Raw genomic sequence first — 19,630 nt, forward strand, 5'->3', positions numbered from 1 at the left:
GGCAGGCCGGTGAGTCAACCAGAGCGCGGCCGCGCTGTTCACGTTTCGAGCACGTAACTCCCATATGTCGCCAAGCCGTTGGCGAAACGTGATCGGAGGGTCACGGTCGGTAGGGGAGCTGCGGTACGTCGTAACAGGCGGTGGCGGGGAAGTCGACCTGGCTCACCCAGCCGCCCCGTCCGTCGAACGCGGCGTCCTGCCAGCGGGCGGCGTTCAGGCAGGCGAGGGTGGGTCCGCTGGGCCGGGGCTGCGGGGTGAAGTCGGCGGGGATCAGCAGGCCGTGGGCGTCGTACGGCTCGCGCCGGTTCATGAACCGCCCGACGCAGGCCCGGGTCAGGTCGGTGCCGCAGGAGTCCATCGCGTCGGTCAGCCACTGGGCCGCCGCCCAGCCCTCCAGCTCCCAGGCGGAGAGCTGTCCCGCGCGCTCCGGGTAGTAGCGGGCCATGGCCGCCCGGAAGGCGGTGACGGCCGGCTGCGCGGTGTCCTCGTAGTTGCGGGAGGAGGAGGTGGCCCACAGGTCGTTGCGGCAGGAGGGGGAGTCCCGGTAGTCGGTGCGCACCGTCTCGGACCAGTTCTGCACGTTGGTGACCTTGGCGGTCAGCCGGACCCCGGCGGCGTCCAGCGCCTGGCAGAGGGCGGCGTTGCCGCGGCTGTCCATGGCGTCGAAGAGCAGTTCGCTGCCGTCGGCCTTCATCGCGGCGGCGACGGCCTGGAAGCCGGGCAGCGCGAGGTCCACGCTCTGGCTCAGCACCCGGTACCCCTCGGCCCGCAGGCCCTCCTCCAACTGCCGGGCGTAGCGCGCGGAGTCGGCCTGGTTGTACGAGACCACGGCCGCGCTGCGGGCGCCGAGCCGCTCCTTGAAGAAGCGGTAGACCTCGGTGCTCTGGTACAGCACGCCGTCCCAGCCGACCGAGCGGCCGTCCCGGGGCGCCGCGGAGCCGTAGATGCTGTAGAGGTGCGGCCAGCGGTCGTAGGCGGTGGTGATCGGCTGCCCGCCGACGTCGGGCACCTGGTGGGCGTCGACGTACGGCGCCCCGGCGTAGTCCAGCACGCTGCCCGCGACCAGGGCGAACACGTGCTCCTGGTCGACCATCCGGTGCGCGCAGTCCCGGTTGCCGAGGCCGCTGCCGCCGTCGTCGCAGGTCACCACCCGGACGGTGCGGCCGTGCAGGCCGCCCTGGTCGGCCTGGGCGCGGAAGAAGGCGAGCGCGCCGTAGCGCGGACCGGCCAGCGCCTCCCCGCCCACCGGGCTGGTCAGCGAGGTGATGATGCCGACCGTGATCTCCCGGGCGCTCACCCCGGTGTCGGTGGCCAGATCGGGTGCGCCGCCGCCGGTGGGGCCGAACGCGCTGCGCGGCAGCCGGCTGCCGCAGGCCGCGGCGGGCGCGAGCAGCAGCAGCAGTGCGAGGGCGGCGGCCGCCGGGCGCCGCCCGGCCGCCGCCGCCCGCCGTCGCCGGCTCAGCTGCACCCGGGCACCGCGGAGGCGCTCCCGGCCAGGGTCACCAGTCCGCACAGGGTCGAGGTGGAGACCTTCCAGGTGCCGTCCACCAGGACGGCCTGGCCGGTGGCGTCCTGCTGCACCACCTGGTCCTGCAGCGAGAGCGTGTACGTGACGGTGGCGGAGGAGGGCGAGGTGAAGGCCACGTTGGTGACCTTGGCCTTGACCTGGCCGACCCGCGGGTCCGAGGCGAAGCCCTGGAGCACCGGGACCAGCTGCTGCCCGTTCTCCAGCAGGGCGGACTTGTCGGCGAGCGAGGTGGCCGGGTCGAAGAACTTCTCCCAGTTGGTGGTCACCTGGGTGGTGGCGCCGGCGACGTCGGCGGGGGCGCTGCCGGACGCCGCGGGCGAGGGCGACAGCTCGATCGACACCGAGGCCGACGGCCCGGAGACCGAGATCGACACGGACGGGGCGGCGGAGGCGCTGCTGCCGCTCCCGCCGCTACTGCTGCTGCACCCGGCCGCCAGCGCGACGGCCAGTGCCGCGCCGGCCAGCCGGAGGGCGGCGGCCCGGGGCGGCCGGGCCCGGTGCGCCCGGGTGTCCGGGGGGAGCTGCCGACCGGCTCCGGCTGCCGGCCGGCGGTCACTGTGGCTGGTGCGCATGGGCTCTCTCACCGTGTCTTCCCGACCTGGTCCCGGTCGCTCGGTTGGCTGCCCGGCCGGTCGGGCCGGGCGCGGCGCAACAGGCCGCACGGGACACTATGAGGGACGATCACCGGACAAACCATCATGCACCACCCAGAAGCCCCATATCGGATATCGAGTTCCACCCACGGAAGGTGCCATGCCCCGCCCGTACCTGCGGACCGCCGCCCGCGCCCTGCGCGAGCACCCGGGCTGGCCGGTGCTGGTCGCCGGGCTGCTGCTCTGCCTGCTCGGCTGGTACGGCGTGTCCGGCGAGTCCCTCACCGCCCGCCAGCTGCCCTACCTCGCCTCCGCCACCGCCCCCGGCACCGCCCTGGTCGCGGCCGGCGCCCTGCTGCTCGGCAACCGCGCCCCCGGCCCCCCGGACCGGCCGGCCGACCCCCGGATCGACCAGCTGTACGCCCTGCTCACCGACGGGACCGACCCCCGCCCCGACGCCGCCCCCGCCCCGGCGGGCCCGCCGCTGGCCGTCCCCGAGGGCACCCTGTACCACCGCCCCGACTGCGCGCTGGTGGCGGGCAAACCGCAGGCCGTCCCGGTGGACGCGGCGGCCGTCCGCGAACGCGCCCTCACCCCCTGCCCGGTCTGCGACCCCGGACCGCCGCCCGCCGCGGGCGGCTGACGCCGTGCCGGACACCCTCGCGCTCGGCGTCGACCTGCTGCTGGCCGGTCTCGCGGTCGGCAGCGCGGCCGCCCTCAGCGGCGTCGGACTGATCGTCACGTACCGGGCCACCGGCGTGCTCAACCTCGCCCAGGGCGCCCAGGCGATGCTGATCGCCTACCTGCTGCGCGAGCTCGTGGTGGTCCGGCACTGGCCGCTCGCCCTCGCCGCGCCCTGCTGCCTGCTGCTGGCCGCACCCGCCCTCGGCGTCCTGCTGGAACTCGCCGTCTTCCGGCCCCTGCAACGCCGCGGCGCCGGCCCCGCCGAGACCCTGGTCGCCTCCGTCGGCGTCTTCGTGCTGCTGATCGGCACCGCCGTCCTGGTCTGGGGCACCACCCCGTTCGGCGACGCACCCGCCCTCGCCCCGGCCACCGTCCTCGCCCGCCCCGGCGGCCACCCGCTGCGCCTGGACACCCTGGTCCAGCTCGCCGGGGTGCTGCTGCTCACCGCGGCGGTCGGCCTGGTCAACCGCCGCACGGCCGTCGGCGTACGGATGCGCGCGGTGGTCGACGACCGCACGCTGGCCGGCCTGACCGGCATCGACGCCGACCGGGTCGCGGCCGGCGGCTGGGCGTTCGGCTCCTTCACCGCCGGGCTGGTCGGCGTCCTGCTCGCCCCCGACCTGCTGCTCGACCCGTACGGGCTGCCGCTGCTGGTGCTGGAGACCATGGCGGTGGCCGTCGCCGCGCGGCTGCGCAGCCTGCCGGTCGCCGTCGCCACCGGACTCGCGCTCGGCGTGGTGCAGAGCGAACTCACCCGCTGGCACCCGCCCGGACAGCTGCTGCCGCTCGCCCAGGCCCTGCAGGCCAACCTGTTCGTGGTGGCGCTGCTGGCCGCCGCCCTGCTGCCGTGGCGCACCGCGCTCGCCGACGACCGCGGACTCGCCCCCCGGCCCGGCCGCAGCACCCCCGGCGGCGTCCGGGCCGCCTGCGCCGTCCTCCTGCTGCTGCCGCTCTGGTTCCGCGCCGACGACCTGCGCGACGCGCTCGCGGTGCCCGCCCTCGCCCTGGTCCTGCTCTCCACCGTGGTGGTGACCGGCTACGGCGGCCAGGTCTCGCTCGGCCAGGCCGGGTACGCCGGCCTCGGCGGCCTCGGCACCGCCCTGCTGATCTCCGGTCAGGTCCCCGGCCTGCCCGCCGTCCCGCCGCTGCCCGCCCTGCTGCTGGCCGTCGCCGCGGCGGTACCACTGGGCCTGCTGCTCGGCCGGCCCGCGATCCGCCGCCGCGGCCTCGCCCTCGCCCTGACCACGCTGGCCGTCGGGACCGCCCTCAGCCGGCTGGTGTTCGACCAGCCGTACGCCACCGACGGCCTGGACCTCGGCGGCGCCCAGCTGCCCGGCGGCGACCGGACCCTGTACGCGCTGGAACTGCTGCTGCTGGCCGCGGCCCTGCTGCTGGTCCGCAACCTGCACGGGGGACGGCTCGGCCGGGCGCTCACCGCACTGCGCGACCACCAGGACGCGGCCTCGGCCGCCGGGGTCGACGTCCCCCGCCTCAAACTGCTGCTCTTCATGACCGGCGCCGGCCTCGCCGCCCTCGGCGGCGCCCTGACCACCCTGGCGGGCCAGTCCTTCGACCCGAACGCCTACGACCCGGTGCGCGGACTGCTCTGGTTCGCCGCCGCGGTGGTCGCCGGGGTGGACAGCGCCACCGGGGCGGTGGTCGCCGCCGCGGCGCTGACCGTCCTGGACACCCTGTTCGGCCAGGGCGTCTCCGCCGTGGTGGTCGGCGCCGGCGCGGTGGCGGTCGGCCGGCTCCCCGGCGGCCTGGCCGGGCTCGCCCGGGCCCGCGGCCCCGCCGCGGGCCGCCCGGTGCTCAGCCCGCTCGGGGAACGCCTGCGCGCCGGGGCGGCCGGGCGGGGCGGGCCGGCCGGGCGGAGCGGCGGATGAGCGCGGGCCTCGCCGCGTACGGACTCGTCCGGCGCTTCGGCGGCGCCCGGGCCGTCGACGGCGTCGACCTGACCGTGCCGCCGGGCCGGATCACCGCCCTGGTCGGCCCGAACGGCGCCGGCAAGAGCACCCTCTTCGACTGCCTCAGCGGCCGGACCAGGCCCGACGCCGGCCGCGTCCTGCTCGACGGCCGGGACGTCACCCGCCGCCCCGACCACGCCCGGGCCAGGCTCGGCCTGGCCAGGACCTTCCAGCAGCCCGCCGTCTTCCCCGGTCTGACGGTCGGCGAGAACGTCCGGATCGGCGCCGAGCAGCGCACCGCCGGCACCGCCCGCGGACTGCTCGGCCTGCCCCCGCACGGCCGCGCCGACGCCCGCGCCGCCACCGCCCGCGCCCTGCGGCTGTTCGGCCTCGACACCGTCCGCGACCTGCCCGCCGCCGCCCTGCCCGCGGGCGCGCTGCGGCTGCTCGAACTCGCCCGCGCCCTCGCCGCCGAACCCCGCGTGCTGCTCCTGGACGAGCCGACCGCCGGCCTGGACACCACCCGGACCCGCCACCTCGCCGTGGTGCTGCGGGCACTGGCCGCCGACGGACTGGCCGTCCTGCTGGTCGAGCACGACCCCGAACTGGTGGCCGGCCTCGCCCACACCGCCTACGTCCTGGCGGCCGGCCGCACGGTGCTCAGCGGCCCCGCCCGTACGGTCCTCGCCGACCCCGCGGTCGCCGGACTGTGGGGCGCCGGATGAGCGCCGGGGCCGAACTGCGCGGCGTCCGGGCCCGGTACGGGCTGCTGGAGGCCCTGCACGGCATCGACCTGGCCTGCCCGCAGGGGCGGATCACCGTCCTGCTCGGCCGCAACGGCGCCGGGCGCAGCACCGCCCTGCACACCCTGGCCGGCTCGCTGCGCCCGACGGCCGGCCGGGTACGGCTGCGCGGGGTCGACGTCACCGGGCTGGACGCCCACCGGCGGGCCCGGCTCGGGACCGCCCTGGTCCCGGCGGAGCGGGCCGTCTTCCCCTCGCTGACGGTGGCCGAGCACCTCGCCCTCGGCGGCCCGGCCCCGGCCGGCCAGTGGTTCCCGGAACTGGTGCCGCTCGCCCACCGCCGGGCCGGCACCCTCTCCGGCGGCCAGCGGCAACTGGTCGCCCTCGCCCGGGCGCTGGCCGCCCGCCCGGCGGTCCTGCTGCTGGACGAACCGGCCCGCGGCCTCGCCCCCGCGGTGGTCGACCGCCTGCACCGCCTGCTGCTCGGCCTGGCCGCCGACGGCCGCACCGTGGTCCTCGCCGAACAGTCCCTGCCGCCCGCCTTCGACCGCCCCGGCACCTTCGTCCACGTGCTGCGCCGCGGCCGGATCACCTTCAGCGGCGAACCCCCCGAACTGCGCACCCCCGCCGCGGACCACGGCTGACGGCTTGCAGAGCGGGCTCCCACGGCGGGGCCGCAGGTACGCGGCACGGTTGTGGGGCGGACCGGCAAACGGCGGCGGCGATGCCGCTTCGCTGCGCAGACCGGACCCGTTGTGCGCTCCAGGCACCCGGGGTCAGCGGCGGAGCCCGTTCGGGGCGGCCGCTGCCACGGGGTCCGGTCATCCGGCGGCGGTGGGTGGAGGGCCGCCGAGGTGGCGGTGGCGGTGGGCGCGGGTGCGCAGGCGGTCGGGGGCCGGCTGGGCGGCGAGGTCGGTGAGGGCGGCGGCGACGGCCGCGCCGACGCGGGCGCAGAAGGCCGCGGGTTCCTCGGCGGCGTCCGGGAGTTCGGCGATCACCTGGTCGACCAGGCCCGCCGCGGCGAGGTCGGCGGCGCCGATGCCCTGGGCGCGGGCCAGTTCGGCGGCGTGGTCGCCGTCGCGGTGCACGATCGCGGAGGCGCCCTCGGGCGGGAGCGGGGCGAGCCAGGCGTGTTCGGCGGCGAGCACCCGGTCGGCGGGCAGCAGGGCGAGCGCCCCGCCGCCGGACCCCTGCCCCAGCAGCACCGCGAGCACCGGGGTGGCCAGTGAGACCAGGGCGGCCAGGCACTGGGCGATCTCGACGGCGATGCCGTCCAGCTCGGCGCGGGCGGACAGTTCGGCGCCCGCGGTGTCCACCAGCGTCACCAGCGGCAGCCCGAGCTGCTCGGCCATCCGGGCCGAGCGGCGCACCAGCCGCAGCTCGGCCGCCGTGAACGGCCGCGGTTCGGCGCCGTCCTGACGCTGCTGGCCGACCACCACGGCCGGCCGGCCGCCGAACCTGGCCAGGGCCCGGACCAGCGCGCCTTCGCCGGCCAGCGTCAGCACGCCCTGCCCGGCGTGGTCCAGCAGCTGCCGGGCGCCCGGCCGGTCGGCGCGCCGGGTGCGTCGGACGGCGTCCCACGGGTCCGGCGGCGCGGGCCGCGGCGCGGGCGGTGGCGGCGCGGGCTCGGTGGCGGGCGTCCCGGCCAGGACGTCCAGGGCCAGCCGCAGCACCTCCCGCAGCCGCTCCTGCGGCACCACCGCGTCCAGCAGTCCGCGCGCGGCGAGCGTCTCGGCGAGCTGGACGTCCGGCGGCAGCGGTTCGCCGCGCAGTTGCTCGTACACCCGGGGGCCGAGGAACCCGAGCCGGGCGCCCGGTTCGGCCAGGACCAGGTGGCCGAGCGTGCCCCAGGAGGCGAACACCCCGCCCATGGTGGGGTTGCGCAGATAGGTCAGGTACGGCAGCCCGGCGGCCTGGTGGGCCTGGACGGCGGCCGTCACCCGGACCATGCACAGGAACGCGGCCGCGCCCTCCTGCATCCGGGTGCCGCCGGAGACCGGCAGGGCGACCAGCGGGAGCCGCTCGGCGGTGGCCCGCTCGACGGCGAGGGTGATCCGTTCGGCGGTGGCGACCCCGATCGATCCGCCCAGGAAGGCGAACTCCGAGGCGATCAGCGCCACCGGCCGGCCAGCCAGCAGGGCCCGCCCGGTGGTGACGGCCTCGTCGAGGCCGCTGCGCTCCCGGGCGCGGGCCAGTGCGGCCCGGTAGCCGGGGTCCGCGGGCCGGGTGCCGACCGGCCGGTCCCAGCGGACGAAACTGCCGGGGTCCACGATCCGGCCGATCAGCTGATGTGCCGTCACCACGCCTCCTTGCCGGGCCTGTCCCGGTCGTCGCCCTCCCAACCCTAGGGGCGCCGGGCCCGCGGGCGGCTGTGACGCCGGTCGCAGCGCGCTCGGGCGGGCGGCGCCGGAGCGGTGGCCGGGCGGGTGCGCGGGGGTGGGGCCGCCGGGGCGGCCGTCGCCCGCGGGGTGGAGGTGGTGTGCCGGGGTGTGTGCGGTTCGGCACCCGGGTCGGCGGACGGCCACGAATTGGTAAAACCCTCGGGCCGGGCGGGGGGCGATGTGGACGGCCCGCCGGGGGCTATCTAAGGTATGCCTCAGCTAACTGGACGACCGGGGGGTCGCGCATCTGCCCGGTCGTCCTTTTTGCTGCCCTGTACCTGTCATCTTTCTGTACACCCTCGCCCGTGGAGTTCACATGTCCGCCCGTCGCCGTTCCGCCGCAGCCACACTGCTCTCCATCGCCGTGGTCGGAGCCGCTCTGGCCGGCTGCTCCAAGAAGGACGACGCCTCCTCGGCGGACGCCGTCCAGGTGAACGCCTCCGACACGGCCTGCGAGGTGTCGAAGACCACCTTCGCGGGCGGCCAGGTCAAGCTGGCCGTCCAGAACAAGGGCAGCAAGGCCACCGAGGTCTACGTCTACGCCGCCGGCGACAAGATCGTCACCGAGCGCGAGAACATCGGCCCGGGCACCAAGGTGGAGATCTCCGCCGAGATCAAGCCCGGCAGCTACGAGATCGCCTGCAAGCCCGGCATGACCGGTGACGGCATCCGCCAGAAGATCACCGTGACCGGCGACGGCGGCCAGGCCAAGGCCGACACCCGCCTGCAGGACGCGGTGACCGCCTACCACACGTACGCCCAGGAGCAGGCCGACGCGACCATCCCGGTGGTCACGCAGTTCGCCGAGGCGGTCAAGGCCGGGGACATCGAGAAGGCCAAGTCGCTGTTCGCCCCCTCCCGGGTGGGCTGGGAGCGCACCGAGCCGGTCGCCGAGAGCTTCGGTGACGTCGACCCGAAGACCGACACCCGCGAGGACGGCCTGGAGCCGGGCCAGGAGTGGACCGGCTGGCACAAGCTGGAGAAGTCCCTCTGGGCCGACAACGCGATCACCGACGCCGACAAGAAGCTCGCCGACCAGCTGGTCGCCGACCTGACCGACTGGCAGAAGAAGATCCCGCAGGCGGAGATCACCGCCACCAGCATGGCCAACGGCGCCAAGGAGCTGCTGGACGAGGTCGCCACCGGCAAGGTCACCGGTGAGGAGGACCGCTACAGCCACACCGACCTGTCCGACTTCGCGGCCAACGTCGAGGGCGCGAAGAAGGCGTACGACCTGCTGAAGCCGGTCGCCGCCGAGAAGGACGCCGAGCTGGCCAAGACCCTGGACAGCGAGTTCGCCGCCATCCAGACCCTGCTCGCCAAGTACAAGCAGGGCGACGCCTACACCTCGTACGACAAGGTCACCGAGGCCGAGCGGAAGACCTTCGCCGACTCGGTGAACGCGCTGGCCGAGCCGCTGTCCAAGCTCGCCGCGGCCGTCGTCGTCAGCTGATCCGCGCCACCATCGCCACCCCTGCCGTGGCGGCCGAAACGGCCGTCACGGCAGCTGTGTCCCCGCCGAACCCCACGAAGGACCCCGGTTATGAACGCTGAGACCCCCAGCGCCGCCACTCCCGGACCCGAGCAGCCCGCCACCCTCGGCGCCGAGCCCCGGGGCGCGGTCAGCCGACGCGCCGTCATCGGCTGGGCCGGTGCCGGTGTGGCGCTCGGCGCCGCGGCCGCCGGTTCGGTCGCCGCCGCCACCCTGCGCGAGGAGCCCGCACCGGCCGCGGCCGGCGGTGAGATCCCGTTCTACGGCGACCACCAGTCCGGGATCGCCACCCCGGTGCAGGACCGGCTGCACTTCGCGACCTTCGACGTGGTCACCACCAACCGGGACGCCCTGGTCAAGATGCTCAAGGAGTGGACCAAGGCGGCCGCGGCGATGACCGGCGGCCGTGAGGTCGGTACCGGCGCCAGCGGTCTGGCCGAGGCGCCGCCGGACGACACCGGCGAGGCGCTCGGTCTGCCGTCGTCCCGGCTGACGCTGACGGTCGGGTTCGGCCCGACGCTGTTCGAGAAGGACGGCGTCGACCGCTTCGGGCTGAAGGCCAAGCGGCCCGAGGCGCTGATCGACCTGCCGAAGTTCCCGCACGACAACCTCGACCCGGCCCGTTCCGGCGGCGACCTCTGCGTCCAGGCCTGTGCGGACGACCCGCAGGTCGCGGTGCACGCGATCCGCAACCTGGCCCGGATCGGCATGGGCGTGGTCAACGTGCGGTGGTCGCAGCTGGGGTTCGGCAAGACCTCCTCCACCACCCCGGAGGCGCAGACCCCGCGCAACCTGATGGGGTTCAAGGACGGCACCCACAACATCTCCGGCACCGACGCCGACGCGCTGGACAAGCACGTCTGGGTCGCGCCGGGCGAGGGCCCCGAGTGGCTCACCGGCGGCTCGTACCTGGTGGCCCGCCGGATCCGGATGCACATCGAGACCTGGGACCGCACCTCGCTCGGCGAGCAGGAGGGCGTGTTCGGCCGCACCAAGCGCGAGGGCGCGCCGTTCGGCAAGCAGCAGGAGCGGGACACCCCGGACCTGAAGGCGATGCCCGAGGACTCGCACGTGCGCCTGGCCCACCCGGACTCCAACGACGGCCTGATGATCCTGCGCCGCGGCTTCTCCTTCACGGACGGCACCGACGGTCTGGGCCGGCTGGAGGCGGGCCTGTTCTTCCTGGCGTACCAGCGCGACACCCGCAAGGCGTTCGTGCCGCTGCAGCAGCGGCTCGCCGCGTCCGACAAGCTGAACGAGTACATCCAGCACGTCGGCTCGGCGCACTTCGCCTGCCCGCCCGGCATCCGCAAGCCCGGCGAGTGGTGGGGCCAGGCCCTGTTCGGCTGACCCCGCCCCGTACAACCCCCTGAGGAGACCGCCGTGTTCGGCAACTACCTGATCGGCCTGCGCGAGGGCCTGGAAGCCAGCCTCGTCGTCTGCATCCTGATCGCCTACCTGGTCAAGACCGGCCGCCGGGACCGGCTGGCGCCGGTCTGGGCCGGCATCGCGGCCGCCGTGCTGATCAGCATGGCGTTCGGCGCGGTGCTGCAGTACGGCTCCACCCAGATGTCCTTCGAGGCCCAGGAGGCGCTCGGCGGTTCGCTGTCGATCATCGCCGTGGGCCTGGTCACCTGGATGGTGTTCTGGATGCGCCGCACCGCCCGGCATCTGAAGGCCGAGCTGCACGGCAAGCTGGACGCGGCGCTGGCGATGGGCACCTTCGCCCTGGTCACCACCGCCTTCCTGGCGGTCGGCCGGGAGGGGCTGGAGACCGCGCTGTTCATCTGGACGGCGGTGGCCGCCACCGGTGACGGGGTGCGGCCGCTGGTCGGTGCCGTCCTCGGTCTGCTCACCGCCGTGGTGCTGGGCTGGCTGTTCTACCGCGGCGCGCTGAAGATCAACCTGGCCAAGTTCTTCACCTGGACCGGCGCGATGCTGGTGGTGGTCGCCGCCGGTGTGCTCGCCTACGGCGTCCACGACCTGCAGGAGGCCGGCTGGCTGCCCGGCCTGCACGACATGGCCTTCGACATCAGCTCCACCGTCCCGAAGGACAGCTGGTACGGCACCCTGCTCAAGGGCGTGTTCAACTTCCAGCCCGACCCGTCGGTGGCCCAGACGGTGGTCTGGGTGGCGTACCTGGTGCCCACCCTGCTGTTCTTCCTGCGGCCGAGCGGCGGCGCCCGCCCGGTCGCCCCGGCGAAGGCCGGCGGCAGCCCGGCCTGAGCCACCCGCCCCAGCGCCCAGCGCCCCGCTCCCGGACCGTCGGGGGCGGGGCGCCGTGCTGTCCGGCCGCGGTGGTGACCTGGCCGGATGACGCAGTGTCAGACTTTGCGTGCGCGCGGTTCCGAATTGGCCCGACTGCGGTGCGGGGCAAGTGAATTGACGTGAAAGATTGGCAACATTCAACCCGTTGTGGCCACCCCTCCCCGCCGGTACAGTCCCCCTGAATTGCCGAGAACGCAATGGCGCGTTCGGCGGATCAGCAGGGGAGAGCGGTCATTTTAGGGACTCCTGGCGTCGGTCCGGTCACCCCGGATCTAATTGACGCGTTCACGCAAATTGTCGAGAGTCATGCCGACCGTACCGCGGTCGTTCACAATGGCCGTCCGTTGAGCTACCTTCAGCTCGACGGGCTGGTCCAGCGGGCGGCATTGCGCCTGGGGGCCGGACCGGGCGTGGTTGGTGTCCGAACTTCACGTTCTCCCGGGGTGGTCGCCGAGCTGCTCGGGGTGCTGGCCGCGGGCGGCACATACTGCCCGGTCGACCCGGCTTTCCCGGCCGCCCGGCAGCGGGCCATGGTGGCGGCCGCGGGCTGTCACCGCGTGATCGATGCAGAAACGGTTCCGCACGGGAAATCGGGCGTCGAGCCGGTCGACTTCAGTGACCTGCTGACCCCCCGCGGCACCGACGTCCCCGACGAGCCGGACGGCCCGCAGGCCCCCGCCTACATCCTCTTCACCTCCGGCTCCACCGGTGACCCCAAGCCGGTGGTCACCCCGCGCGGGGCGATCACCACCGTGGTCGGCGCGCTGCGCGAGCTGTTCGACCTGGGCCCGGCCGACCGCGTGCTGCAGTTCGCCTCGCTCAACTGGGACACCTGCTTCGAGGAGATCCTGCCGACGCTCACCGCGGGCGCCGCGCTGGTCCTCGACGACGAGGCCCACAGCGGCTCGTTCCCGCGCCTGCTGCGGATGGTGGAGCGCGAGCGGATCACCGTCCTCGACCTGCCGACCGCCTACTGGCACGAACTGGTCCGCCACCTCACCGAGGACCGCGCGGCCCTGCCGCCCTCGGTGCGGCTGGTGGTGATCGGCGGCGAGGCGGCCGACCCGGCCCGGCTGGCCGACTGGTGCGCGCTGGCCACCGGCGACGTCCGGCTGGTCAACACCTACGGATCCACCGAGACCACCCTGATCACCCACGCCGTCGACCTGCACGGCCCGCGCGCCCTGGCCCTCGGCCGGCCGTGGCGGCCGGGCGACCGGGTGCCGATCGGCCTGCCGCTCCCGCACGTCCTCGAACGGATCGGCGCGGAGGGCGAGTTGATGATCGGTGGCCCCGCGCTGGCGCTCGGCTACCGCGGCCTGCCGCAGGCCACCGAGGCCCGGTTCGGCAGCGGGGAGGACCGCTGGTTCCGCACCGGCGACCGGGTCGAACGGGCGCCCGGCGGCGTCCTGCTCCACCGCGGGCGGCTGGACGGCGAACTGAAGATCCGCGGGATCCGGGTCGACCCCGCCGAGGTCGAGGCCCACCTCACCGCCCACCCCCAGGTGGCCGGCGCCGCCGTCACCGGCGCCCGACTGGCCGGCCGGACCGCCCTGGTGGCGTACGTGGTGCCCGCCCCGGGCGCCGACACCGCCACGCTCGCGGCCGGCCTGCGCCGCCACCTGGCGGCCCGGGTGCCCGGCCACCTGGTGCCGGGGCGGATCGCCCTGGTGGAGCGGCTCGCCCGCACCGCCAGCGGCAAGCTCGACCGGGCCGGCACCCACCGGCAGTACGAAGGGCCGCCCGTAGAAACGGAGTTGACGCAGCGACGGCAGGGTGCCGCTGCTGGAGAGGAGGAGGGCAAGGATGGGCGTTGACACGGTGACCGCCATCTTCCGGCGGGTGCTGGAGACCGACGGGATCACCCCGCACTGCGATTTCTTCGACCTCGGCGGCGACTCGCTGATCGCCACCCGGGTCCTGAGTGCGGTCGCCCGGGAGAGCGGGGTCGAGCTGACCTTCGAGGACTTCCTGGCCGCGCCCACCCCCGAGTCGCTGGCGGCGAAGGTCGCGGGGGCGGCCCGGTGAGCGTGATCGTCGTCGGCGCCGGCCTCGCGGGGCTCACCGCCGCGGTGGACCTGGCGCGGGCCGGGGTCCGGGTCACCGTGCTGGAGGCCCGCGACCGGGTCGGCGGCCGCACCCGCGGCCTCGAGGTCGCGCCCGGCAGCTGGGTCGACGCGGGCGCCGCGTACCTGGGCGACCGGCACACCGAACTGCACGGCCTGCTCGCGGAGCACGGCCTGAAGACCGCGCCGACCGAGATGGCCGGCCACAGCAGGTTCGCGCTCGGCCCGGCCGCGGACGGCACCAGCGCCGGCCGGTTCCCGCCGCTCAACGCGGTCGCCCTCGGCGGCATGTTCGACCTGCTGGACGAGGTGACCGCCACCGTCCGCACCGACGCCCCCTGGCTGACCCCGGACGCCGAGCGGCTGGACGCGCTCACCGCCGCCGAGTGGGCCGACCGCCACCTCACCCACCCGGACGCCCGGCTGTTCTTCCCGCTGTTCCTCGGCGAGATGATGGCCGCCGACCCGGCCGACATCTCCGTCCTGCACCTGGCCTTCTACCTGCGCTCCGGCGGCGGCACCCGTTACCTCAACGCCTTCGAGGGCGGCGCCCAGCAGGACCGGGTGGCCGGCGGCGCGCACCAGCTGTGCGAACGGCTCGCCCGGCGGCTCGGCGGCCGGCTGCGGCTGTCCGACCCGGTCCGGGCGGTCCACCAGGACGCCGACGGGGTCACCGTCCACTCCGCCGGCGGGTCCACCCGGGCCGCCGCCGCGGTCGTCGCGCTGCCTCCGCTGCTCGCCGACGGGATCATCCGGGACCCGGCCGCCCGGCGCAGCACCGACCGCACCGCGCGCGGCTGCGCGGTCAAGGTCCAGCTGGTGTACGAGCGGCCGTACTGGCGGGAGCACGGTCTGTCCGGCTGGTCGGTCAACGCCGAGGGCCCGCTGCTGTCCACCGTGGACGACACCCCGCCCGAGGGCGGGCCCGGGGTGCTCACCGGATTCGTCACCGGGGCCGAGGCCCATCGCTTCGCCGCGCTCGGGCCCGCCGGGCAGCGCGCCGCCGCGCTCGCCCAGGCCGGCCGGCTGTTCCCGCAGCTGCCCGAGCCGCTCGCCTGCCACATCACCGACTGGGTCAACGAGGAGTACAGCCGCGGGTGTTACGCCGCGCTGCTCGGTCCCGGCGACTGGACCGCGCTCGGGCCGCGGCTGGCCGCCCCGCACGGGCGGGTGCACTGGGCGGGTACCGAGACCAGCACCGAGTTCTTCGGCCTGATGGAGGGCGCGGTCCGCTCCGGCCACCGGGTGGCGGCCGAACTCCTGGACCGCTACCCGGACCTGCACCAGCTCTGACGCCCATTCGGCACCGACTTTCGTTCTGCACCGACCTTGGTTCAGCACCGACCTTCGCTCAGCACCGAACTCCGTTCAGCAACAGCACTGTTGGGAGATCATGATGCTCGAAACCAGCCCCGTGGCACCGCTCGAGGTGCGCCGGCAGCTGATGACGGAACCCACCCTGGGTGCCGGGAACTTCCTGGACCACGCCCTCGCGCTCAACCCCAACCGGGCCGTGCCGTTCGCCTACAGCCACCACACCGACCACCGCGGCCAGGTGGTGCTGCGCGGCCACAGCCTGCTCGACCTGGCCGCGCTGCGGGACCGCTACGCCAGGTGGTACCGGGCCAACGGCGTGCGCCCCGGCGAGCCGGTCGGCATCGTGGTCGCCGAGGGACTGGAGCCGCTGCTGCACTTCCTCGCGCTCACCGCACTGGGCGCCGTGCCCGCCCTGGTCAACGACGCGATGCGGCCGGACATCATGGTCCGCTACCTCGACCACGTCGGGGTGGTCGGCATCGTCGCCGACGACCCGACCCGGCTGGCCGCCGCCTACCGCGCCGACCCGCAGCGCCGGCCGCGGTTCATCGCGCTCACCGCCGAGGTGCAGGCCTTCGACGCGGAGTCCGCGGCGCTGCCCGAGGAGTACCCGTACCGGCACGCCGCCGAGGACGTGGTGGCGCTGATCCACTCCTCCGGCACCACCGGCACCCCCAAGTCCACCATGCTGGCGCACCGGCAGTTCTGGGACGGCAAGCAGCCCCGGATGGAGCGCTTCCCGGCGGAGCCCTACGACCGGCTGATGTCGCTGATGCCGCACACCCACGCGGGCGGTCTGAGCTACTTCCTGACCGCGACCCTGCTGGGCCTGCCGACCGTGGTGATGGGGGACTGGCGGCGCAGCGTCGTCGAGCCGGTGATGGAGGCGTTCCTGCCGACCATGGTCGCCTCCTTCCCGCGGACCTTCGTCGAACTGGCCACCGGGGAGCTGCCGGTGGCCGGCGCCGCCAAGGTGCACTCCTGGTTCAACACCGGCGACAGCGCCCACTACGGGCACATCCGCCGGCTGGTGACGCTCGGCGAGCGGCCGGCCGGACTGATCAAGCCCTGGCTGCTGCCGCAGCAGCGGGATGAGCAACCGGCGCTTCCCGGCTCGCAGTTCATCGACGGGCTGGGCTCCTCGGAGATGGGCATGGCCCTGTTCGGGCAGGTCACCTCGCCGGAGACGGAGCGCGACGACCGCTGCGTCGGCCGGCCGCTGGAGGTGGTGCTGAAGGCCGCGGTGCTCTCCGGCGACGGCACCGAACTCCCCGACGGCGAGGTCGGCCTGCTCGGGGTGGTGACCCCGTCGCGTACCCCCGGCTACTGGAACAACCCGCGGCTGACCAGCAGTTTCGAGCTGGCCGGCTACTGGCTGACCGGGGACGTGGCCCGGCGCGACGCCGACGGCCGGTTCTACCACCTGGACCGGACGGTCGACGTCATCGACACCGCCGACGGCCCGCTCTACAGCCTCCCGGTCGAGGAGGTGCTGCTCGCCGACTGCGCCGAACTGGTCCAGGACTGCTCGGTGGTGGGCGTGCCCGGCCCGGACGGCCGGGGCCAGGTGCCGATCGCGGTGGTCCGGCTGCAGGCCGCGGCGGCCGGGGCGGACGAGCGGACCGTGCACGAGGCCGCCGACAAGGCGCTCGGGGTGGCCGGGCTGCCCGCCCTCGCCGCGGTCAGCATCGCCCGGGACGGCGCGGACTTCCCGCTCGGGCCGACCGGCAAGGTGCTCAAGCGCGAACTGCGCACCCGCTTCGCGACGCTGTTCACCGGCGCTCCGGACAGCCCCGACCGATGAACGAGCACACCGCCCGGCAGCCGTACCGGTACGTCCGGACCCCGCTGATCGAACCGGACTGGCGTCGGCTGCCGGGCTGGCGCGAGGTGACCGCGGCGCAGTGGCGCGACGCCCAGTGGCAGCGGGCGCACTGCGTCAAGACCCCGGCGCAGCTGCGGGCCGTCGTGGGCGGCCTGCTGACCGACCGCTTCTACCAGGAACTGGCCGCGGACCGGGAGCAGTTCGCGACCATGTCGATGCTGGTGCCGCCGCAGATGCTGAACACCATGGCGCCCGCGGCGGCGCTGCGGCCGGCCGAGTTCACCGAGGCGTTCCTGGCCGACCCGGTGCGGCGCTACCTGCTGCCGGTGCGCTGCGACCGCGACCCGCGGTGGCCCAGCCACCCGCTCGCCGAGCGCGACTCGCTGCACGAGGCCGAGATGTGGGTGGTGGAGGGCCTCACCCACCGCTACCCCACCAAGGTGCTGGCCGAACTGGTCTCCACCTGCCCGCAGTACTGCGGGCACTGCACCCGGATGGACCTGGTCGGCAACTCGACCCCGCAGGTCACCAAGGCCCGGCTGGTGCTGCGGCCGGCCGACCGGCAGGAGCAGATGCTCGACTACCTCAAACGGATGCCGCACGTCCGGGACGTGGTGGTGTCCGGCGGTGACGTCGCCAACGTGCCCTGGCGGCAGTTGGAGAGCTTCCTGATGCGGCTGCTGGAGCTGTCCTCGGTCCGGGACATCCGGCTCGCCACCAAGGCGCTGGTCGGGCTGCCGCAGCACTGGCTGCAGCCCGAGGTGACCGAGGGGATGGCCAGGGTGGCGGCGGTCGCCGCCCGCCGGGCGGTCAACCTCGCCGTGCACACCCACGCCAACCACGTGCAGTCGGTGACCCCGCTGGTGGCCGAGGCGGCCCGGGCGATGCTCGACGCGGGCGTGCGGGACGTCCGCAACCAGGGCGTGCTGATGCGCGGGGTGAACGCCTCGGTGGACGACCTGCTGGACCTGTGCCTCGCGCTCCAGGGCGAGGCCGGCATCCTGCCGTACTACTTCTACCTGTGCGACATGATCCCCAACGCCGAGCACTGGCGGATCGCGCTCCACGAGGCGCAGCGGCTCCAGGAGGGCATCATGGGCTACCTGCCGGGGTATGCCACCCCCCGGATCGTCAACGACGTGCCGCACGTGGGCAAGCGCTGGGTGCACCAGGCCGTCGCGTACGACCGTGAGCGCGGTATCTCGTACTGGACCAAGAACTACCGCACCGAGCCCGAGGCCCGGGCCGCCGAGGCGGCGTCCGACGTCCTGGGGCGCAGGTACCCGAGCTACGACCCGATCCCCACCCTCCCCGCGTCCGGCCGCCGCTGGTGGACGGAGCGGCCCGGCAGGAAGGCCTGAACGATGCTCGAACTCCACCGGCTGGCGATGCGGCACAGCGTGGCGGCGGTCGACCGGATCCGGGAGGGGCAGTGGGCGCTGCCCACGCCCTGCGCCGACTGGGACGTGCGGCAGCTGGTGGAGCACATGACGGCCGAGAACCTGGGCTTCGCGGCGGCGGCCGACGGGGAGCGGGAGGACCGCGGCGCCTGGGAGTACCGGGCGACCGGGGCCGGGCCGGCGGCCGACTACCGGGCCTCGGCGAAGCGGGTGGTGGAGGCGTTCGGTGCGCCGGGGGTGCTGGACGGGCGGTTCTGGCTTCCGCGGATCAACGACGCCCGGACCTTTCCGGCCCGGCAGGCGGTCTCGTACCACCTGCTGGACTACCTGGTGCACAGCTGGGACGTGGCGGTGGCGATCGGTGTGCCGGTCGACTTCGAGCCGGAGCTGGTCGCGGAGGTCGCGGTGATCGCCGAGCGGGAGGTCCCGGACACCCCGCGCCGGCTGCGTCCCGGCGCCGGGTTCCGTCCGGCCCTGCCCGTCCCGGACACCGAGCCGCCGCTGGAGCGCCTGCTCGCCGCGCTGGGGCGTTCGGCGCGCCGGCCGGTGCAGGACTAGCCGGCGGTCCGGGGCCGGCCGGAGAGCATGGTGCTCTGGCCGCGGAACTCGGCCACCACCGTGCCGTCGGCCTTGCGGACGGTGACGTCGTAGACGCCGTGCCGGCCGACCCGGGTGCGCTCGACGGCCTCGGCGGTCAGTTCGTCGCCGGCGGCGGCTGGCTGCAGGAAGGTCACCTGGGCGCCCTGGGCGACGGTGACCGGGCCGTGGGTGTTGCAGGCGAACGAGAACGCGGCGTCGGCCAGCAGGAACAGGAAGCCGCCGTGCGCGATCCCGTGTCCGTTCACCATCGCGGCGGTCAGCCGCAGCCGGACCGCGGCGCGGCCGGGGCCGACGTCGCCGAGCGAGATGCCGAGCGACCGGCAGGTCGGGTCCTGGTCGTACAGCGCCTTGGCCCGGGAGATGCTCAGGGCGAGCGGATCGCCGTCCTCGTCCATGGCCACCTGCGCTTCCCCTGGGATCGGGCCGCTCCGGGGTCGGGGCCGGTCGGCGGCACGACCGCATTAGACCGGCCGGATCGGGCCGGTGTCAACGACCGTGCCGGTAACTCCGATATCCGATAAGGGAATGGACGATTCGTCAGTCCGGTCGTGGACCGATGGAGGAAATGTAAGGTCCATGCCAGAACTCGACCCGGCCCGTTTATCGGCCGTTGAGAGTGGGCCCCTAGCCTTCGCCCATGTCCCAGACGAACCCTTCATCCGAACAGTCCGCCGAGCAGGACGCCGCGAGCCTGCGCCACCTGCTGACCAGGCTCACCGAGTCGCTGGCGAAGGACCGCGAGTATGCGGAGATTGACGCTGCGTCAGAGAAATAGCCGTGCACACGTCATTTTGAACCGCTGAGCCGGGTGACCTTTCCGGCATAT

At 74.8% G+C, this 19,630-nt stretch carries 18 protein-coding genes; 14 read left to right on the top strand and 4 right to left on the bottom strand.

Going from position 1 to position 19,630, the window contains the following annotated elements; translation table 11 throughout:
* Nucleotides 1–100: 100 nt before the first annotated feature.
* The gene (locus AC2TEW_RS23985; RefSeq protein ID WP_484625431.1) at nucleotides 101–1,462 is read right to left on the bottom strand and encodes an ABC transporter substrate-binding protein; all 1,362 of its coding nucleotides are present in this window, start codon (nucleotides 1,460–1,462) and stop codon (nucleotides 101–103) included.
* Complete coding sequence (locus tag AC2TEW_RS23990; protein ID WP_484625401.1) at nucleotides 1,459–2,100, bottom strand: MTB12 C-terminal domain-containing protein; 642 nt, start codon at nucleotides 2,098–2,100, stop codon at nucleotides 1,459–1,461. The genes AC2TEW_RS23985 and AC2TEW_RS23990 overlap by 4 nt, the downstream gene beginning before the upstream one ends.
* Before the next feature lie 181 nt (nucleotides 2,101–2,281).
* Here AC2TEW_RS23990 and AC2TEW_RS23995 point away from each other — a divergent pair, with 181 nt between their 5' ends.
* Genes AC2TEW_RS23995 through AC2TEW_RS24010 form a run of 4 tightly spaced genes read left to right on the top strand, consistent with a single transcriptional unit; the run spans nucleotide 2,282 to nucleotide 6,099 of the window.
* Nucleotides 2,282–2,764 carry a hypothetical protein gene (locus AC2TEW_RS23995; RefSeq protein WP_484625402.1) on the top strand — a complete coding sequence of 161 codons (483 nt, stop codon included), beginning with the start codon at nucleotides 2,282–2,284 and terminating at the stop codon, nucleotides 2,762–2,764.
* Between the two features lie 4 nt (nucleotides 2,765–2,768).
* Nucleotides 2,769–4,691, top strand: a complete 1,923-nt coding sequence (locus AC2TEW_RS24000) for an ABC transporter permease subunit (RefSeq protein ID WP_484625403.1) — start codon at nucleotides 2,769–2,771, stop codon at nucleotides 4,689–4,691.
* Complete coding sequence (locus tag AC2TEW_RS24005) at nucleotides 4,688–5,437, top strand: ABC transporter ATP-binding protein (RefSeq protein ID WP_484625404.1); 750 nt, start codon at nucleotides 4,688–4,690, stop codon at nucleotides 5,435–5,437. Before AC2TEW_RS24000 ends, AC2TEW_RS24005 begins: the two co-directional genes overlap by 4 nt.
* The gene (locus tag AC2TEW_RS24010) at nucleotides 5,434–6,099 is read left to right on the top strand and encodes an ATP-binding cassette domain-containing protein (RefSeq protein ID WP_484625405.1); all 666 of its coding nucleotides are present in this window, start codon (nucleotides 5,434–5,436) and stop codon (nucleotides 6,097–6,099) included. Before AC2TEW_RS24005 ends, AC2TEW_RS24010 begins: the two co-directional genes overlap by 4 nt.
* A 177-nt stretch (nucleotides 6,100–6,276) precedes the next feature.
* Here AC2TEW_RS24010 and AC2TEW_RS24015 read toward each other — a convergent pair whose 3' ends face one another.
* On the bottom strand, nucleotides 6,277–7,755 hold the full coding sequence (locus tag AC2TEW_RS24015) for a carboxyl transferase domain-containing protein (RefSeq protein ID WP_484625406.1): 1,479 nt from the start codon (nucleotides 7,753–7,755) through the stop codon (nucleotides 6,277–6,279).
* Between the two features lie 397 nt (nucleotides 7,756–8,152).
* On the opposite strand from AC2TEW_RS24015, the gene efeO reads away from it, so the two are divergent.
* From efeO to AC2TEW_RS24060, 9 genes are all read left to right on the top strand, one after another.
* Complete coding sequence (gene efeO / locus AC2TEW_RS24020) at nucleotides 8,153–9,289, top strand: iron uptake system protein EfeO (RefSeq protein ID WP_484625407.1); 1,137 nt, start codon at nucleotides 8,153–8,155, stop codon at nucleotides 9,287–9,289.
* Between the two features lie 90 nt (nucleotides 9,290–9,379).
* Nucleotides 9,380–10,678 carry an iron uptake transporter deferrochelatase/peroxidase subunit gene (gene efeB, locus AC2TEW_RS24025; protein ID WP_484625408.1) on the top strand — a complete coding sequence of 433 codons (1,299 nt, stop codon included), beginning with the start codon at nucleotides 9,380–9,382 and terminating at the stop codon, nucleotides 10,676–10,678.
* 33 nt (nucleotides 10,679–10,711) lie between these two features.
* On the top strand, nucleotides 10,712–11,554 hold the full coding sequence (efeU, locus tag AC2TEW_RS24030) for an iron uptake transporter permease EfeU (protein ID WP_484625409.1): 843 nt from the start codon (nucleotides 10,712–10,714) through the stop codon (nucleotides 11,552–11,554).
* 239 nt (nucleotides 11,555–11,793) lie between these two features.
* Nucleotides 11,794–13,413, top strand: coding sequence for an amino acid adenylation domain-containing protein (locus AC2TEW_RS24035; protein ID WP_484625410.1), 1,620 nt, complete (start codon nucleotides 11,794–11,796; stop codon nucleotides 13,411–13,413).
* Nucleotides 13,403–13,624: an acyl carrier protein gene (locus AC2TEW_RS24040; protein WP_033821305.1), complete on the top strand. Its 222-nt coding sequence runs from the start codon at nucleotides 13,403–13,405 to the stop codon at nucleotides 13,622–13,624. Before AC2TEW_RS24035 ends, AC2TEW_RS24040 begins: the two co-directional genes overlap by 11 nt.
* A complete protein-coding gene (locus AC2TEW_RS24045) occupies nucleotides 13,621–14,955 on the top strand; it encodes a flavin monoamine oxidase family protein (protein ID WP_484625411.1) in 1,335 nt (444 codons plus the stop codon). Before AC2TEW_RS24040 ends, AC2TEW_RS24045 begins: the two co-directional genes overlap by 4 nt.
* A gap of 151 nt (nucleotides 14,956–15,106) precedes the next feature.
* Entirely contained in the window at nucleotides 15,107–16,783 is a 1,677-nt protein-coding gene (locus AC2TEW_RS24050; protein ID WP_484625412.1) for a class I adenylate-forming enzyme family protein, read from the top strand.
* Nucleotides 16,780–18,165 (top strand): KamA family radical SAM protein, encoded by a 1,386-nt coding sequence (locus tag AC2TEW_RS24055; protein WP_484625413.1) that lies wholly within the window; start codon nucleotides 16,780–16,782, stop codon nucleotides 18,163–18,165. Before AC2TEW_RS24050 ends, AC2TEW_RS24055 begins: the two co-directional genes overlap by 4 nt.
* 3 nt (nucleotides 18,166–18,168) lie before the next feature.
* Nucleotides 18,169–18,762: a TIGR03086 family metal-binding protein gene (locus AC2TEW_RS24060; RefSeq protein WP_484625414.1), complete on the top strand. Its 594-nt coding sequence runs from the start codon at nucleotides 18,169–18,171 to the stop codon at nucleotides 18,760–18,762.
* On the opposite strand, the gene paaI is transcribed toward AC2TEW_RS24060, so the two are convergent.
* Entirely contained in the window at nucleotides 18,759–19,199 is a 441-nt protein-coding gene (paaI, locus tag AC2TEW_RS24065) for a hydroxyphenylacetyl-CoA thioesterase PaaI (RefSeq protein ID WP_484625432.1), read from the bottom strand. The genes AC2TEW_RS24060 and paaI overlap by 4 nt on opposite strands.
* A gap of 242 nt (nucleotides 19,200–19,441) precedes the next feature.
* Between paaI and AC2TEW_RS24070 the strand changes: the two genes are divergently transcribed.
* Nucleotides 19,442–19,579 (top strand): hypothetical protein, encoded by a 138-nt coding sequence (locus AC2TEW_RS24070; protein WP_484625415.1) that lies wholly within the window; start codon nucleotides 19,442–19,444, stop codon nucleotides 19,577–19,579.
* Nucleotides 19,580–19,630: the final 51 nt, after the last annotated feature.

It is taken from the genome of Kitasatospora sp. NEAU-CNBT7, assembly GCF_057220535.1.

Bases quoted from the DNA above. Each gene is read 5' to 3' on its own strand.
- AC2TEW_RS24055 (WP_484625413.1), top strand. From the start codon at position 16,780: ATGAACGAGCACACCGCCCGGCAGCCGTACCGGTACGTCCGGACCCCG.
- AC2TEW_RS24035 (WP_484625410.1), top strand. From the start codon at position 11,794: ATGGCGCGTTCGGCGGATCAGCAGGGGAGAGCGGTCATTTTAGGGACT.
- AC2TEW_RS23995 (WP_484625402.1), top strand. From the start codon at position 2,282: ATGCCCCGCCCGTACCTGCGGACCGCCGCCCGCGCCCTGCGCGAGCAC.
- AC2TEW_RS24050 (WP_484625412.1), top strand. From the start codon at position 15,107: ATGACGGAACCCACCCTGGGTGCCGGGAACTTCCTGGACCACGCCCTC.
- AC2TEW_RS24005 (WP_484625404.1), top strand. From the start codon at position 4,688: ATGAGCGCGGGCCTCGCCGCGTACGGACTCGTCCGGCGCTTCGGCGGC.
- AC2TEW_RS23990 (WP_484625401.1), bottom strand. From the start codon at position 2,100: ATGCGCACCAGCCACAGTGACCGCCGGCCGGCAGCCGGAGCCGGTCGG.
- efeO (WP_484625407.1), top strand. From the start codon at position 8,153: ATGTCCGCCCGTCGCCGTTCCGCCGCAGCCACACTGCTCTCCATCGCC.
- AC2TEW_RS24040 (WP_033821305.1), top strand. From the start codon at position 13,403: ATGGGCGTTGACACGGTGACCGCCATCTTCCGGCGGGTGCTGGAGACC.
- AC2TEW_RS24060 (WP_484625414.1), top strand. From the start codon at position 18,169: ATGCTCGAACTCCACCGGCTGGCGATGCGGCACAGCGTGGCGGCGGTC.
- paaI (WP_484625432.1), bottom strand. From the start codon at position 19,199: ATGGACGAGGACGGCGATCCGCTCGCCCTGAGCATCTCCCGGGCCAAG.
- efeB (WP_484625408.1), top strand. From the start codon at position 9,380: ATGAACGCTGAGACCCCCAGCGCCGCCACTCCCGGACCCGAGCAGCCC.
- AC2TEW_RS24010 (WP_484625405.1), top strand. From the start codon at position 5,434: ATGAGCGCCGGGGCCGAACTGCGCGGCGTCCGGGCCCGGTACGGGCTG.
- AC2TEW_RS24070 (WP_484625415.1), top strand. From the start codon at position 19,442: ATGTCCCAGACGAACCCTTCATCCGAACAGTCCGCCGAGCAGGACGCC.